Source organism: Geodermatophilus sp. SYSU D01045 (assembly GCF_054050295.1).
The window spans coordinates 147823-162736 of the sequence record NZ_JBJGZB010000010.1 but is presented as its reverse complement, the minus strand read 5'-3'; the positions used below and the strand labels follow the sequence as shown (position 1 = coordinate 162736).

The window sequence follows — 14914 nt, the reverse complement described above, 5'->3', positions numbered from 1 at the left end:
AAGAGGAGGACGTGGCGGGGGGGCCCCGGCCGTCCGGGGCGCGCGCCCCCCGACCGCGACCGTCAGTGGCGGAAGACCAGCGCCCCGCCGACCTGGGCGACGACCTCGTCCCACGCCGCCCGCACGGGCCCGGCGTCCTCGGCGCGCAGGGTGGCGCCGGGCTCCCGCTCACCGCGCGCCACCGCGCGTCCCAGGGGTGCGGTCGGCGCGAGCAGTTCGTCGACCCGCGTGAGGCCCGCGTACTCCGCGACGTCGCGCACGCCCTCGACCGGCTGGGCGAACACGCGGTGGTCGACCAGGCCCGCCGCGCCCCCGGCCACCTCGGCGAGCACCTCGGACAGCTCGGTGAGGTCGTAGCGGTCCTGCTCGGCCGGCAGCGGCATGACGTCGGTGTCGGCCACCTCCGGCCAGGACGCGATCTCGGTGAGGTCGTGCTGCTCGTCGCCGGCGCAGAAGCGGGCGAGGTCGGCCGGGGTGTCGAAGAGGAACACCTCGCCGTCGCGGCCGAGGAACCGGGCGACGTCCTCCACGTAGCAGCGCAGCGTCACGCCGGCGCCCTCGGGGACGACGAGCTCCACCGGGAGGATGCCGACGGCCTCCCAGAACTCCGCCGCCGCGGCGACCGCGGCCGGGGTCGCGGTGATCCGGCTGCCGCCGCGGATGGTGCTCACCCCGGCGGTGGCCGCCTCCTCCGGCGCGGAGGCCGTCGAGCCCGCGGCCGGGCGGTCGCCCGAGCCGTCGGCGCCCCGGGCGGCGGTGGCGCCCCCGCCGCGGCCGGCGGGCGCCTCGTCGGCCAGGTCCTCGTCGGCCAGGTCCTCGTCGGCCAGGTCCTCGTCGGTCGAGTCCCCGCCGGTGAGCTCCTCGTCGTCGGTCTCGTCCTCGTCGGCGGCCGAGGGGTAGGCGTCGAGGGTGGTCGTGCCGGCGCCGGTCCAGTCCAGGTGCGCCGACAGCTCCTCGATCACGTCCTCCCACAGCTCGTCGAGCGCCCCGCCGACGCCGATCCAGGCGTCCTCGCCCGAGCGGCCGACGAACGCGTCGACCCCGAGGCCGAGCGACCCGATCTCCGGCCGGGCCACCAGCTCGGCGAGGGAGGGGAACTCGGTCTCCTCGTCGCCGGCCTCGTCCTCGTCGGCGTCCTCGTCGTCGGCGACGGCCCGCGCGGAGGTCGCGCCCTCCTCGTCCTCGTCCCCGGCGGTGTCCAGGCACTCGGCCAGCCGGCTGACGATGTCGATGGTGGCCGCCAGCTCCTCGACCGCCCACCGGTCCGGGTTCTCGGCGGCGATGTCGTAGACGCCGTCGAGGTCGTAGCGGTGGTCGTCGTCGGGCGTCAGGTCCGCCGCTCCCAGCCCGACCACGACGGGCCAGACCGGGTGGTCGGCGAGGTCGTGGTCGGTGCGGGTGCGGCAGAACGCGGCGAGTGCGGCCGTGGTGGGGAAGAGGTGGACCGTGGCGGTCTCCCCCTCGGAGGTGCCGAGGAAGGCCTGCCACTCCTCGCCGTCCTCCTCCCACGGCGGCGCCCACAGGGTGTAGCCCGTGCGGTCGTCGACGGTGAGGGCGATGGGGACGATGCTCGGCCTGGCCACGACGCCCATCCTGCCCGGTCGGCCCGGGAGCGCACCCCCGGGTTCAGGCGCGCACCGGCTCCTCCCAGTCGACGTGGTGGCCGGTGAGCCAGTCGTCGGGCGCGGTGCCGCGCCGCGCGGTGCGGGCGAGGTGGCGGGCGAACAGCGGCACGGCCACCCGGTCGCGGACCCAGCGGCCGGCCGGCCCCGGTGCCTTGGCGTCCCCGGTCCGCTTGCCCCGCCGGACGACGGCCTCCACCCGGTGCCGGCGCAGCGCCTCGAACGCGGCGCAGGCCTCCGCGACGGGAGCGCGGTCCCGCAGGCAGCGGGCCAGCGTGACGGCGTCCTCGAAGGCCATCGCCGCCCCCTGCCCGGAGGCCGGGGACGCCGCGTGCACGGCGTCGCCCACGAGCACCACGCCGTCGCGGTGCCAGGTGGGGACCCGCGGGAGGTCGTGGGTCGGCCAGCCGGCGAACAGCCGGTCGCTGGCCGCCAGCAGCGCGTCGACGGGCAGGTCGTCCCCGGCGAACAGCTCCCGCAGCCGCGGGCGCCAGGCCTCGGGGTCGTCCGCGGCGAGGTCGGCGCGCGTCGGCTCCCGCGCGCTCGGCGGGTTGGCGAACCACCACACGTCGCCGTCCGGGCTGGCGACGGTGCCGAGGAAGCACCGGCGGCCGAACCAGAAGTCCATGACCCCGGGCGGCCGGCCGAGGTCCGCGCCGCAGGCGTACCCGCCGACGTTGAGCAGCCCGGTGTAGCGGGCGGCCGGCGCCGCGGGGTCGACGATCGTCCGCGTCCGGGACCGCAGGCCGTCGGCGCCGACGAGCAGGTCGCCGTCGGCCGTCGTCCCGTCGTCGAAGTGCGCCCGCACCCGGCCGCCGGGCAGGCTCTCGGCGTCCCGCAGCCGCCGCCCGTGGTGCACGGGCACCCCGCTGCGGGCCAGTGCCCCGTGCAGCACCCCGTACAGGTCCGCGCGGCGGATGGTGGTCGCCTGCAGGCCGTCCGGGCGCGGGGCCGACGAGTCGAAGGCGACCAGCTCCCGCCCGGCGGCGGTGCGCATGGTCATCCGCGGGGTGGCGAAGCCGGCCGTGCGCACCTCCCCGGTCAGCCCGAGCGGGGCCAGCGCGTCGAGGCCGTTCGCGGCCAGGGTGAGCCAGGCACCGAGCCCCTCGGCCGGCCCGGCCGCCTCGTGCACCGAGACGTCCGCGCCGATGTGGTGCAGCGCCAGCGCCGTCGCTGCGCCCGCCAGCCCACCGCCCACGACGAGCGCGTCCATCACCGCCTCCTCGACAGTTATTTCGTTCGATCGAACGAAACAACTGTCGAAGTTAGGCTCCGGCCGTGTCAAGGGAGCACGAGGACCTGGTGGCGCAGACGCTGGCCGCCGGCCGCGAGCTCTCGACGGCGGTGGTCATGTTCCACACGGCCGTCGGGGCGCTGGCCGGGCTGTCGGTCACCGAGACCAAGGCGCTGGAGGTCGTCCACCGCGCCGGGCCGCTCACCCCCGCCGACCTCGCGCGGCAGACCGGGCTGGCGCCGGCGTCGGTGACCGCGCTGCTGGACCGGCTCGAGCGCAAGCAGGTGGCCCGCCGGGTGCCGCACCCGACCGACGGCCGCCGCTCCCTCGTGGAGATCGACCCCGGGCACCTGGCCCGTCAGCGGGAGGTCTTCGCCGACCTGGTGCGCCGGCTCGAGGCCGTGGGGGCGGAGTTCGACGAGACCGAGCTGGCGGCCGTCGTCCGGTACCTGCGGGCCGCGACCGCCGCCCAGCTCGAGGCCACGCGGCGGCTCACCGGCGACCGGGCCGGCGAGCCGCCCGCAGTGGGCTGAGGGCCGTCAGACCCCGATCGGATGCCAGACCGTCTTCGTCTCCAGGAACCGCGTCATCCGGCCGGTGCCCGGGTCGGCGGTCCAGTCCGGCTCCTCCGCCGGCGGGCGCAGCACCCGCTTGATGCTGCCGGCCGCCATCCGCTCGAGCTCCATGGCCCGGCCGGCGGGCGCGCCGGTCAGGTCGATGGCGTCGACGTCGTCGTGCTCGGCCAGCCAGGGGCCGATCTCGCCGGCGTCGCCGGTCAGCAGGTTGACCACGCCGCCGGGGACGTCGCTGGTGGCCAGCACCTCGCCGAGGGTGACCGCCGGCAGCGGCCGCTCGTGCGAGCTGACGACGACGGCGGTGTTGCCGCCCGCGAGCACCGGCGCCAGCACGCTGACCAGGCCCAGCAGCGACGAGCGCTGCGGGGCCAGGACCGCGACGACGCCGGTCGGCTCCGGCAGGGAGAAGTCGAAGAACGGCCCCGCGACCGGGTTGGCGCTGCCCAGGACGGCGGCCAGCTTGTCGGTCCACCCGGCGTACCAGACCCAGCGGTCGATGGCGGCGTCGACGACGGCCCGCGCCCGCCCCGACGACAGCCCCTCGCCGGCGGCGACCTCCTCGCAGAACTGCGCGTGCCGGCCCTCCATCACCTCCGCGACCCGGTAGAGGACCTGGCCGCGGTTGTAGGCGGTGGCGCGCGACCACTTCCCGAACGCGGCCCGCGCGGCGACGACGGCGTCGCGGGCGTCCTTGCGGGAGGCCAGCGCGGCGTTGGCGAGGAACGCGCCCCTGGCGTCGGTGACCTCGTAGGTGCGACCGGACTCCGAGCGCGGGAAGGCCCCGTTCACGTAGAGCTTGTAGGTCTTCCGGACCGCGAGACGGTCACTCACCGGGAGCTCTCCTTCAGGTACGCGGCCAGCCCGTGCCGGCCACCCTCGCGGCCGTAGCCGGACTGCTTGTAGCCGCCGAACGGCGACGTCGGGTCGAACTGGTTGAACGTGTTGGCCCACACCACGCCGGCGCGCAACCGGTCGGCGATCGCCAGGATCCGCGAGCCCTTCTCGGTCCAGATGCCGGCCGACAGCCCGTAGGTGCTGTTGTTGGCCTTGGCCACCGCCTCGTCGGGCGTGCGGAAGGTCAGCACCGACAGCACCGGGCCGAACACCTCGTCGCGGGCGATCCGGTGGGCGGGGGAGACCTCGGTGAACACCGTCGGCGGGAACCAGAAGCCGCGGTCGGGCAGGTCGCAGGCCGGCTGCCAGCGCTGCGCGCCCTCGGCCTCGCCGATCTCCGACAGCTCCCGGATGCGGGCCAGCTGCTCGGCGGAGTTGATCGCGCCGATGTCGGTGTTCTTGTCCAGCGGGTCGCCCACCCGCAGCGTGCCGATCCGCCGCTGCAGCGAGGCGATCACCTCGTCGTGGACCGACTCCTGCACCAGCAGCCGGGAGCCCGCGCAGCAGACGTGCCCCTGGTTGAAGAAGATGCCGCGCACGATGCCCTCGACGGCCTGGTCGATGGGGGCGTCGTCGAAGACGATGTTGGCCGCCTTGCCGCCGAGCTCCAGGGTCAGCGCCTTGCGGGTGCCGGCGACGGCGCGGGCGATCGAGCGGCCGACCTCGGTCGAGCCGGTGAAGGCGACCTTGTCGACGTCCTCGTGCTCCACGACGGCGCGGCCGGTGTCGCCGGCGCCGGTCACGACGTTGACCACGCCCGGCGGCAGGTCGGCCTGCCGGCACACCTCGGCGAACAGCAGCGCGGTGAGCGGGGTGGTCTCGGCCGGCTTGAGGACGACGGTGTTGCCGGTGGCCAGCGCCGGGGCGACCTTCCACGCCAGCATCAGCAGCGGGAAGTTCCACGGGATGACCTGGCCGGCCACGCCGTGCGGCCGCGGGTCGGGCCCGAGGCCCGCGTACGCGAGCTTGTCGGCCCAGCCGGCGTGGTAGAAGAAGTGCGCCGCGGCCAGGGGGACGTCGACGTCGCGGGACTCCCGGATCGGCTTGCCGTTGTCCAGGGACTCCAGGACGGCGAACTCGCGGGCCCGCTCCTGCAGGATCCGCGCGATCCGGAACAGGTACTTGCCGCGGTCGGCGGGGCGCATCGGACCCCACACGCGGGTGTACGCGCGGCGGGCGGCCTTCACGGCCCGGTCGACGTCGGCCTCGGTGCCCACCGCGATCTCGCTGAGCACCTCCTCGGTGGCCGGGTTGACCGTCTTCATCGTCTCGCCCGAGCCGTCGACGAACTCGCCGTCGACGAACAGGCCGTAGGACGGCGCCACGTCGACGATCGAGCGCGACTCGGGGGCGGGGGCGTACTCGAACAGGGGGCTGGTGGTCATCAGTCGACGCTCACGTGGTCGGGGCCGGAGTAGTGGCCGGTGCGCAGCTTCTGCCGCTGCAGGAGCAGGTCGTTGAGGAGGCTGGAGGCGCCGAGGCGGAACCAGTCGGGGGACAGCCAGTCGGCGCCGACGGTCTCGTTGACCAGCACCAGGTGCCTGATCGCGTCCTTGGTGGTGCGGATGCCGCCCGCGGGCTTCACGCCGACCTGGGTGCCGGTGGCGGCGCGGAAGTCGCGGACCGCCTCGAGCATCACCAGGCACACCGGCAGGGTCGCGGCGGGCGAGATCTTGCCGGTGGAGGTCTTGATGAAGTCGGCGCCGGCGAGCATCGCCAGCCACGACGCGCGGCGGGCGTTGTCGTAGGTGACCAGCTCGCCGGTCTCGAGGATGACCTTGAGGTGGGCGGAGCCGGTGCCGTCAGGCCGGGCACACGCCTCCTTCACCGCCACGATCTCCTCGAACACCTCGAGGTAGCGGCCGGCGAGGAACGCGCCGCGGTCGATGACCATGTCGATCTCGTCGGCGCCGTTGCCCACGGCGTCGCGGACGTCGGCCAGCTTGACCTCCCGGCTGGCCCGGCCGCTGGGGAAGGCGGTGGCGACGGCGGCGACGTGGATGCCCGTGCCCTCCAGGGCCTCCCGCGCCACACCTGCGAGGTCGCCGTAGACGCAGACGGCGGCGACCGAGGGGGCGGTCGGGTCCCCGGGGTCGGGACGGCGGGCCTTGGCCGCCAGCGAGCGGACCTTCCCCGGGGTGTCGGCGCCCTCGAGCGTGGTCAGGTCGACCATCGAGATCGCGGTGTCGATCGCCCAGGCCTTGGCCGTGGTCTTGATGGAGCGGGTGCCGAGGGTGGCGGCGCGCTGCTCGGCCCCCACCTGGTCGACACCGGGCAGCCCGTGCAGGAAGGCACGGAGGGCGGCGTCCGAGCGGGTCACGTCGTCGAACGGCGCCGCGGGCCCCGGGCCGGGCCGGGTCCCGGCCGCCAGCGTCCCGGGGTCGAGCACGTGGGTCATGTGCCCATCCTCCCAGTGCGACCGGTCACCCCGGGACCGTGGTCACCCGGGGGAGCAGGCCGGGCATGGCAGCGTGGGGACATGGCGACGACGACGAGACCGGCCCTGCTCACCTGGACCACCGTCGCGCCCGTCGCCGCGGTGGTCCTGCTGGCGCTGACCTGGGGGCGGGACCCCGGCCCCGTCGTGGTGGTGGTCGACGCGGTCGCGCTCGTCGGCGCGGTGCTGGCCGCCGTCCACCACGCGGAGGTCGTCGCCCACCGGGTGGGGGAGCCGTTCGGGTCGCTGGTGCTCGCCGTCGCGGTGACCGTCATCGAGGTCGGGCTGATCGTCACGCTCGTGGCGTCGGGCGGCCCGGAGGCGACGTCGCTGGCGCGGGACACCGTGTTCGCCGCGGTGATGATCACCTGCAACGGCATCGTGGGGTTGTCGCTGCTGCTCGGGGCGCTGCGGCACGACGTCGTCTCCTTCAACCGGGAGGGGGCCGGCGCGGCGCTGGCCACCGTGCTGACCCTCGCGGTGATGACCCTGGTGCTGCCCACGTTCACCACCAGCCGCCCCGGGCCGGAGTTCTCCACCGCGCAGCTGACCTTCGCCGCCCTCGCCTCGCTCGTGCTCTACGGCGCGTTCGTGGTCACCCAGACCGTGCGGCACCGCGACTTCTTCCTCCCCGTGCCCACCGGCGGCGCCCGGGACGGCGAGGACGAGCACGCCGACCCGCCGTCGGACCGCACCGCGCTGGTCAGCCTCGGGCTGCTGCTGGTGGCGCTGGTCGCCGTCGTCGGGCTGGCGAAGGTGGAGTCCCCGGCGATCGAGGCGGGGGTGGCCGCGATCGGCTTCCCGCAGTCGTTCGTCGGCGTGGTGATCGCGCTGCTGGTGCTGGCCCCCGAGACGCTGGCGGCCGCCAACGCCGCCCGCCGCGACCGGCTGCAGACCAGCCTGAACCTGGCGTTCGGGTCGGCGATGGCGAGCATCGGGCTGACCATCCCGGCGATCGCCGTCGCCTCGATCTGGCTGGACGGGCCGCTGCTGCTCGGCCTCGGCGCCACCCAGATGGTGCTGCTCGCGGTCACCGTCGTCGTCGCGGTGCTCACCGTGGTGCCCGGCCGGGCCACCCGGCTGCAGGGCGTCGTGCACCTGGTCCTGCTGGCCGGCTTCCTGTTCCTGGCCGTCGCGCCCTGACCGATACGGTGGCGCCCGTGCAGCTGACCGTCGTCGACCACCCGCTCGCCCGTGCCCGACTGTCGCGGATGCGCGACGAGCGGACCGACAACGCCGCGTTCCGGGCGGCGCTGCGCGAGCTGACCCAGATGCTGGTCTACGAGGCCACCCGCGACCTCGCCGTCGCCGAGGAGCCGATCACCACCCCGGTGACGGCGACGACCGGCTACCGGCTGGCCGCGCCGCCGCTGATCGTCCCGGTGCTGCGGGCCGGGCTCGGCATGGCCGACACCGCGCACGGGATGCTGCCGGAGTCGCAGATGGGCTTCGTCGGCCTGGCGCGCAACGAGGTGACCTTCCAGCCCGAGGCGTACATGGCCTCGCTGCCGGAGAGTCTGGTCGGCCGGCACGTGTTCGTGCTGGACCCGATGCTGGCCACCGGCGGCTCGCTGGTGCACTGCTGCACGCTGCTCACCGAGCGCGGCGCCACCGAGATCACCGTGCTGTGCGCGCTGGCCGCGCCGGTCGGTCTCGAGCGGTTGGAGCAGAGCGGCCTGCCGCTGCGGGTGTTCACCGCCAGCGTCGACGAGGGCCTCAACGAGAAGGCGTACATCGTCCCGGGTCTCGGCGACGCCGGGGACCGCCAGTTCGGCGCGGTCTGACCGTGCGGTTCGCCGTCCTGGGCACCGGTCACTGGGCCCGCACCGTGCACGCGGCGGCGATCGCCGCGCACCCCACCGCGGAGCTCGCCGGGATATGGGGACGGGACGCGGGCAAGGCCGCCGAGGTGGGCGCGCAGTTCGACGTCCCCGGCACCGACGACCTGGCGGCGCTGCTGGAGCAGGTCGACGCGGTGGCGGTCGCCGTCCCGCCGGACGTGCAGGTGCCCCTGGCCGAGCAGGCGGCGGCCGCCGGCCGGCACCTGCTGCTGGAGAAGCCGATCGCGCTGACCGTCGACGAGGCCGACCGGGTGGTGACGGCGGTGCGCTCCGCGGGCGTCGCCTCGGTCGTGTTCTTCACCTTCCGCTTCCAGGCGCAGACGACGTCGTGGCTGGCCCAGGCGGGCCGCACCCGGCTGGCCGGCGGCGCCGCCTCGTGGCTGTCCGCGCTGGCCGGCAGCCCGTTCGACTCGGCCTGGCGCCGCCGCTACGGGGCGCTGTGGGACATCGGCCCGCACGCGCTGTCGCTGCTGGTGCCGGCGCTCGGGCCGGTGGTGTCGGTGCAGGCGGGCGCGGGCGCCGGCGACACCGTGCACCTGGTCCTGCAGCACGCCACCCCCGGCGTGGCCTCGACCGTCACGCTGTCGCACACCGTGGCGCCGCTGGCCACGGGCATCGAGTTCTCCGTCCACGGCGACGCCGGGCGGCTGGTGCTCCTGCCCGACACCGAGAGCCCGGTCGCGTCGCTGACGGCGGCGGTCGACGAGCTCACCGCGGCGGCGGTCACCGGCGGCGCGCACCCGTGCGACGTCGGCTTCGGCCGCGAGGTCGTCGTCGTCCTGGCCGCCGCGGAGCGGGCGCTGGCCTCGGGCTGCCGGGAGGACGTCCCCGCCTGAGCCCGACTTGCAGCGCGGACCCAGTCGCCCGCAAGGGCCGGACAAGCACCGGCCGACATCGTCTCCCCCGACGACAGGGAGCCCCGGGACCCCGGGGCCGGACAGGGAGACGACATGAGCGAGTACTCGTACCTCGGCCACGACCGCGCGAACCCGCCGGCGGCCTCGGACAGCAGCTGGTACGTGCGCCGCGGCCGGATCGACCGGCGCACCTACTGGCTGCACTACGCGCTGCCGCTGTGGGCGGCGAGCGTCGCGGCGATCTGGGCGGACATCGCCCTCGGGACCGCCTGGTACACGGCCAGCTACGAGTCCTACGGCTACTACTCCTACAGCACCGACGTCAGCTTCTCGGGCGGGCCGATCACCCTGCTGGTCTCGCTGGCGCTGTTCGCGCCCTCGATCAGCGCGGCGGTGACCCGCCTGCACGACACCGGGCGCTCGGGCTGGTTCCTGCTGTGGGGCCTGGTCCCGATCGCCGGCGCGATCGTCCTGCTCGTGACGCTCGGCTTCTCGCCGAGCGAGCCCGGCCGCAACCAGTACGACGACGCCCCGCCCCCGGCCCGGCGGGAGCCGCGGCTCGCGACCTGGTGAACCCGGTTGACCGGACGGGCCAGCCTGGAGGGGTGCGGATGACCTTCTCCCGGCTGGCCGACCGGCGTCCGGTGGAGACCCGCGTCGAGCGCGACGACGGCGTGGTGTTCTCCCTGCGCGGCGCCGGGGGCGGGGCCGACCTGCCGCACGACCTGGTGCACGCGCTGGTCGAGACCGAGCTCGGGGTGCGCGACGGCATCTGGGGCTGCATCGCCGACGGCGTCGTCTGGACGACGATGCGCCACGTCTCCGGCCGGCAGCCCCCGCACGCGACCGAGCGGTCGGCCCGGCTCAAGCGGGAGCGCGCGGCCGCGATCGCGCGGGCCGAGGGCGTGGCCGACCTCGTCTCCCGTTCCGCGCGCGGCGCGGCGGTGCTGCCGGGCGAGTCCGCCGCGCTGGACCTGCCGCCGCAGCGGCTGGCCGCCGCCGCGGCCGCCCTGGCCGACGCCGGGCGGCGCTGGCGGGCGCTGCCGGTGGGGGAGAGCTGGACCCTCGAGTGGCGCCCGCCGCAGGCCCGCCCGGGGCGACGCCGCAGGTGAGGGACCCGTCCGGCACACTCCGGGCGTGATCGTGGTGCTCGCCGGGGCGGTCGTGCTCGCGCCCGTCGTCGTGATGGCCGACCTCCGCCGCTGGCGGCCGCTGCCGGTGCTGCTGTGGCTGCTCGGCACCGCCGCGGTCGTGCTGTGGGTCGAGACCCGCGACGCCGCCGGCACCCGCGCCGGCGTCCTCACCGGGATCGGCTGGCTGGTCCTCGCGCTGCTCGCCGCGGGCGCCTCCGTGGCCGCGGGGCGGCGCGGCACCGGCACCCGGCCCCGCCACGGGGCCTGACCGGCCTCAGCAGCCCAGGGCGGCGGCCAGCTCCTCCAGCGAGGACACCGACAGGTCCGCGTCGGGGTCGCTCTCCGGCGGCAGCCGCGTCCCGCCGTACTCGGCGGGCCGGTGCACGTACGCCGTCCGCAGGCCGCGGGCGCGCGCGGCGGCCAGGTCGTCGACGTGCGCGGCCACCATGAGGACCTCCGACGGCGGGAGCGCGAGCAGCCGCGCCGCCGAGTCGTAGACCTCCGGGTCGGGCTTGTAGCGGCCCACGACCTCGGCGCCGAGCACGGCGTCCCACGGCAGCCCGGCCCGCCGCGCCAGGTCCACCTGCAGCCGCACCCCGCCGTTGGACAGCGGCGCCAGCACGAACCGCCGCCGCAGCCGGGTCAGGCCGGGCACCGCGTCCGGCCACGGGTCGAGGCGGTGCCAGGCCAGCACGAGCTCCGCGGCGACGTCGTCGGGGACGGGGTCCGCGCCCACCTCGGCCAGCGTCTCCGGCAGCGACTCGCGGTGCAGCACGTCGAGCGGGACGAACGGCCGCCCGCCGCCGCGCACCCGCTCCATGGACGGCCGGTACCGCGCCCGCCACGCGTCGGCGAACGCCGCGGCGTCGACGTCCGGGCCGAGCAGCCGGGCCGCCTCCCGGGCCACGCCGGCGCGCCAGTCGACGACCGTGCCGAACACGTCGAGGACCAGCGCGCCGACGTCCACGGCTACAGCCCCAGCGCGTGCGCCATTTCGCCGCGCAGCTGGTCGAGCTCGTCGGCCCCGCGGCCGCGGGCGGCGATGATCCCGGCGTCGTCGTGCACCGGGACCACCGTCTCCAGGTAGGCCTTGAGCTTGGGCTCGGTGCCGCTGGGCCGGACCACGACGCGGACGCCGTCGCCGAGCAGCCGGACGGCGTCGACCGGCGGGTCCTCGGCCAGCAGGTCGGTGGCGGTGACCTCCCGGCCGAGCAGCCGGGCCGGCGGCTCGGCGCGCAGCCGGACCATCGCGTCGGAGATCAGCGACAGGTCCTCCACCCGCACCGACAGCTGGCCGGTGGCGAACAGCCCGTGCTCGGTCGCCAGCTCGTCGAGCCGGTCGACCAGGGTGCGGCCGCTCTGCTCCAGCTCCGCGGCCAGCAGCGCGACGGCGAGGGCGGCGGAGATGCCGTCCTTGTCGCGGGCCACCTCGGGGGTGACCGCGTAGCCCAGCGCCTCCTCGTAGCCGAACACCAGCGGCTCGGCGTCGGTGCCGGCGCGGATGATCCACTTGAACCCGGTCGGCGTCTCGGCGAACCGCACCCCGTGCGCCTCCGCGAGCGCGGACAGCAGCGAGCCGCTGACGAGTGAGGCCGCGTACGTGCCGCGCACGCCGCGGCGCAGCAGCCAGTCGGCGAGCAGCGCGCCCACCTCGTCGCCGGTCAGCTGCCGCCCGTCGCAGACCACCGAGCAGCGGTCGGCGTCGGGGTCCTCGGCGATGGCGACGTCGGCGCCCGCGCGCTCGGCCAGCGCGAGCAGCAGGTCGACCGCGCCGGGCTCCTCCGGGTTGGGGAAGGCGACCGTCGGGAACGCCGGGTCGGGCGCGTCCTGCTCGGGCACGCTCACCGGCTCGGCGAACCCGGCGGCGGCGAACACCGCCCGCGTGGTGGCCGCGCCGACGCCGTGCATCGCGGTGTAGGCCACGGTGAGGCCGGCCCGCGCGGCGGCGTCGACCCGCTCGGGCTGCAGCGCGCGCACGACGGCGGCCACGTAGCCCGCCTCCACCTCGTCGCCGAGGGTGGTCCACGCGTCGGAGGTGGGCACCTCGCCCGCCGGGCCGACGGCGGCGATCGCGGCCTCGATCTCGCGGTCGGCCGGCGGCACGAGCTGGGCGCCGTCGGCGAGGTAGACCTTGTAGCCGTTGTCCTGCGGCGGGTTGTGGCTGGCGGTGACCATCACACCGGCCACGCAGCCGAGCGACCGGACCGCCGAGGACAGCACCGGTGTGGGCAGCGGCCGGGGCAGCACCGAGACGGCGAACCCGGCGGCCGACAGCACCGCGGCGGTGACGCGGGCGAACTCGTCGGAGCGGCGCCGCGCGTCGAACCCGACGACGACGGCCCCGCCGCCGTGCCCGTGCGCGGTCAGCCACGCGCCCAGCCCGGCGGCGGCCCGGGTGACGACGGCGGCGTTCATGCCGGCCGGCCCGGCGCGCAGCGGCCCGCGCAGCCCGGCGGTGCCGAAGGTCAGCGGCCCGGCGAAGCGGCGCTCCAGCTCGGCGGTGTCCCCGGCGGCGACCAGGGCCTCGATCTCGGCGCGGTCGCCGGGGTGCGGGTCGGCCGCGGCCCAGGCGCGGGCGGTGTCGAGGACGTTCACGAGCCGGCCCCCGCGGCGTCGAACTCGGGCAGGGTGAACCGGCCGCCCACCCGCGCGTGCACCGGGTCGGCGGGGTCGGGCTCGCCGTGCGCGGCCAGCAGCGCCTCCGCGAACGCCTCGGCGTCGTCGGCCGGGTCGTAGCCCAGCTCCCGGGCGGCGGTGAGGTCCCACCAGCCGCGGGTGTTGGCCGACACGCCCCACACCACGCGGAAGCCGGGGGAGGGGGCGCGCAGCGCGGCGTCGACCAGCGCGACCGCGTCCCGCGGGGACAGCCAGGTGGCCAGCGCGCGCACGTCCGGCGGCTCGGGGGCCTGGGTGCCGATGCGCAGGCAGACGACGTCGAGGCCGTAGCGGTCGGCGTACAGCGCGCCGAGCGCCTCCAGCGCCACCTTCGACACCCCGTAGTGGGTGTCCGGGCGGGGGAGTCCGGCGTCCTCGCGCAGCGGCCCGGACGCCGGCCGCGCGGTGAAGCCCGTGGCGTGGTTGCTGCTGGCCAGCACCACGCGGCCCACGCCGGCGCGGCGCGCGGCCTCCAGCACCGTGTAGGTGCCGTCGACGTTGGCGTGCCGGATCGCCGGCCAGTCCGACTCGCCGGAGATGCCGGCCAGGTGGACGACGGCGGCCGCGCCCCGCGCCGCGGCGGTCAGCGCGTCGAGGTCGGTGACGTCGGCGACCAGCGTCTCCTCGCCCGGCCGCGGCTCGGCGATCTCCACGACGTCGAGACTGCGCAGCGGCCAGCCGCGCTCGGGCAGCCCCTCGCGCAGCACCGTGCCGATCCGGCCGGCTGCGCCGGTGACCAGGACCGGGCCACTCACGGCAGGCGCCCGATGAACTCGACGAGGAACTCGCCGAGCCGGCCGGCGGCCGCCCTGCCCGCGGCGAGCACCTCCTCGTGGTCCAGCTTCTCGCCGGTGATGCCGGCCGCGGCGTTGGTGACCATCGACAGCCCCAGCACCTCCATCCCGGCGGCGCGGGCGGCGATCGCCTCGAGTGCGGTGGACATGCCCACGAGGTCCGCGCCGAGGCCGCGCAGCATGCGGATCTCGGCCGGCGTCTCGTAGTGCGGGCCGGGCAGCGCGGCGTAGACGCCCTCGGTCAGGTCCGGGTCGAGGGAGCGGGCCAGCTCGCGCAGCCGCGCGGAGTACAGGTCGGTGAGGTCGACGAACGTGGCGCCGACCAGCGGCGAGCGGGCGGTGAGGTTGAGGTGGTCGGCGATCAGCACCGCCTGGCCGACCCGGTGCTCGGGGGCGAGCCCGCCGGCGGCGTTGGTGAGGACGACGGTGCGCACCCCGGCCGCGGCGGCGGTGCGGATCCCGTGCACCACCGGCTCGACCCCGCGGCCCTCGTAGAGGTGGGTGCGGCCGAGGAAGAGCAGCACCCGCCGGTCGCCGACGCGCACCGACCGCACCTGCCCCCCGTGCCCGACGGCCGTGGGGGCGGCAAAGCCGGGCAGGTCGCCGATGGCGACGGAGGCCGCGGGCTCGCCGAAGGCGTCGGCCGCGGGGGCCCAGCCCGAGCCCATGACGACGGCGACGTCGTGGCCGTCGCCCAGGGCTGCGGTCAGGTCGGCGGCGGCGGTGGCGGCCAGGGCCGCGGGGTCGGGTGCGCTCACCCGGCGACGCTAACCCAGCGCCGCGGCGGCGACCCGGGCCGCCGGTCGGCGCAGCAGCCCCGGCCGGCGCCGCCCGTGCGTGTCACCGGGGGCACGGCCGGCGTTCCCCGGGTG

Annotated in this window: 16 protein-coding genes; 7 read left to right on the top strand and 9 right to left on the bottom strand. The window is 76.5% G+C overall.

Annotation, left to right across the window (positions count from 1 at the left end; all coding sequences use genetic code 11):
• Positions 1-62 precede the first annotated feature (62 nt).
• Together ACI798_RS10480 and ACI798_RS10475 are read right to left on the bottom strand one after the other, a co-directional pair.
• Positions 63-1583: a hypothetical protein gene (locus tag ACI798_RS10480; protein ID WP_457047889.1), complete on the bottom strand. Its 1521-nt coding sequence runs from the start codon at positions 1581-1583 to the stop codon at positions 63-65.
• Positions 1584-1626: 43 nt separating this feature from the next.
• Positions 1627-2835: an FAD-dependent monooxygenase gene (locus ACI798_RS10475; RefSeq protein ID WP_457047888.1), complete on the bottom strand. Its 1209-nt coding sequence runs from the start codon at positions 2833-2835 to the stop codon at positions 1627-1629.
• Positions 2836-2900: 65 nt separating this feature from the next.
• On the opposite strand from ACI798_RS10475, the gene ACI798_RS10470 reads away from it, so the two are divergent.
• On the top strand, positions 2901-3389 hold the full coding sequence (locus ACI798_RS10470) for a MarR family winged helix-turn-helix transcriptional regulator (protein ID WP_456940863.1): 489 nt from the start codon (positions 2901-2903) through the stop codon (positions 3387-3389).
• 6 nt (positions 3390-3395) lie between these two features.
• On the opposite strand, the gene ACI798_RS10465 is transcribed toward ACI798_RS10470, so the two are convergent.
• The 3 genes from ACI798_RS10465 to deoC are packed head-to-tail and all read right to left on the bottom strand — an operon-like array spanning position 3396 to position 6723.
• Positions 3396-4262, bottom strand: coding sequence for an aldehyde dehydrogenase family protein (locus ACI798_RS10465; RefSeq protein ID WP_456940864.1), 867 nt, complete (start codon positions 4260-4262; stop codon positions 3396-3398).
• On the bottom strand, positions 4259-5710 hold the full coding sequence (locus ACI798_RS10460) for an aldehyde dehydrogenase family protein (RefSeq protein ID WP_456940865.1): 1452 nt from the start codon (positions 5708-5710) through the stop codon (positions 4259-4261). Before ACI798_RS10460 ends, ACI798_RS10465 begins: the two co-directional genes overlap by 4 nt.
• The gene (gene deoC, locus ACI798_RS10455; RefSeq protein ID WP_457047887.1) at positions 5710-6723 is read right to left on the bottom strand and encodes a deoxyribose-phosphate aldolase; all 1014 of its coding nucleotides are present in this window, start codon (positions 6721-6723) and stop codon (positions 5710-5712) included. Before deoC ends, ACI798_RS10460 begins: the two co-directional genes overlap by 1 nt.
• Before the next feature lie 81 nt (positions 6724-6804).
• On the opposite strand from deoC, the gene ACI798_RS10450 reads away from it, so the two are divergent.
• The 6 genes from ACI798_RS10450 (at position 6805) to ACI798_RS10425 (ending at position 10861) form a co-directional block, all read left to right on the top strand.
• Entirely contained in the window at positions 6805-7905 is a 1101-nt protein-coding gene (locus tag ACI798_RS10450) for a calcium:proton antiporter (RefSeq protein WP_456940867.1), read from the top strand.
• A gap of 17 nt (positions 7906-7922) precedes the next feature.
• Positions 7923-8546, top strand: a complete 624-nt coding sequence (gene upp / locus ACI798_RS10445; protein ID WP_456940868.1) for a uracil phosphoribosyltransferase — start codon at positions 7923-7925, stop codon at positions 8544-8546.
• 2 nt (positions 8547-8548) lie between these two features.
• On the top strand, positions 8549-9439 hold the full coding sequence (locus ACI798_RS10440) for a Gfo/Idh/MocA family protein (RefSeq protein ID WP_456940869.1): 891 nt from the start codon (positions 8549-8551) through the stop codon (positions 9437-9439).
• A 114-nt stretch (positions 9440-9553) separates the two neighbouring features.
• Positions 9554-10033, top strand: coding sequence for a DUF805 domain-containing protein (locus ACI798_RS10435; RefSeq protein WP_456940870.1), 480 nt, complete (start codon positions 9554-9556; stop codon positions 10031-10033).
• Positions 10034-10071: 38 nt separating this feature from the next.
• A complete protein-coding gene (locus ACI798_RS10430) occupies positions 10072-10572 on the top strand; it encodes a hypothetical protein (RefSeq protein WP_457047886.1) in 501 nt (166 codons plus the stop codon).
• A 25-nt stretch (positions 10573-10597) separates the two neighbouring features.
• Positions 10598-10861, top strand: coding sequence for a hypothetical protein (locus ACI798_RS10425; protein ID WP_457047885.1), 264 nt, complete (start codon positions 10598-10600; stop codon positions 10859-10861).
• A gap of 6 nt (positions 10862-10867) precedes the next feature.
• Here ACI798_RS10425 and ACI798_RS10420 read toward each other — a convergent pair whose 3' ends face one another.
• Genes ACI798_RS10420 through ACI798_RS10405 form a run of 4 tightly spaced genes read right to left on the bottom strand, consistent with a single transcriptional unit; the run spans position 10868 to position 14800 of the window.
• The gene (locus tag ACI798_RS10420) at positions 10868-11560 is read right to left on the bottom strand and encodes a haloacid dehalogenase type II (RefSeq protein ID WP_457047884.1); all 693 of its coding nucleotides are present in this window, start codon (positions 11558-11560) and stop codon (positions 10868-10870) included.
• A gap of 2 nt (positions 11561-11562) precedes the next feature.
• Positions 11563-13188, bottom strand: a complete 1626-nt coding sequence (locus ACI798_RS10415; protein WP_457047883.1) for a phospho-sugar mutase — start codon at positions 13186-13188, stop codon at positions 11563-11565.
• Positions 13185-14003 carry an NAD-dependent epimerase/dehydratase family protein gene (locus ACI798_RS10410; RefSeq protein WP_456940875.1) on the bottom strand — a complete coding sequence of 273 codons (819 nt, stop codon included), beginning with the start codon at positions 14001-14003 and terminating at the stop codon, positions 13185-13187. Before ACI798_RS10410 ends, ACI798_RS10415 begins: the two co-directional genes overlap by 4 nt.
• Positions 14000-14800 carry a purine-nucleoside phosphorylase gene (locus ACI798_RS10405; RefSeq protein WP_456940876.1) on the bottom strand — a complete coding sequence of 267 codons (801 nt, stop codon included), beginning with the start codon at positions 14798-14800 and terminating at the stop codon, positions 14000-14002. The genes ACI798_RS10410 and ACI798_RS10405 overlap by 4 nt, the downstream gene beginning before the upstream one ends.
• Positions 14801-14914 lie beyond the last annotated feature (114 nt).

What these genes read in the sequence shown, in the direction of transcription:
- ACI798_RS10475 (WP_457047888.1), bottom strand. Translation starts at nt 2,835, where the DNA reads ATGGACGCGCTCGTCGTGGGCGGTGGGCTGGCGGGCGCAGCGACGGCG.
- ACI798_RS10460 (WP_456940865.1), bottom strand. Translation starts at nt 5,710, where the DNA reads ATGACCACCAGCCCCCTGTTCGAGTACGCCCCCGCCCCCGAGTCGCGC.
- deoC (WP_457047887.1), bottom strand. Translation starts at nt 6,723, where the DNA reads ATGACCCACGTGCTCGACCCCGGGACGCTGGCGGCCGGGACCCGGCCC.
- ACI798_RS10450 (WP_456940867.1), top strand. Translation starts at nt 6,805, where the DNA reads ATGGCGACGACGACGAGACCGGCCCTGCTCACCTGGACCACCGTCGCG.
- ACI798_RS10435 (WP_456940870.1), top strand. Translation starts at nt 9,554, where the DNA reads ATGAGCGAGTACTCGTACCTCGGCCACGACCGCGCGAACCCGCCGGCG.
- ACI798_RS10430 (WP_457047886.1), top strand. Translation starts at nt 10,072, where the DNA reads ATGACCTTCTCCCGGCTGGCCGACCGGCGTCCGGTGGAGACCCGCGTC.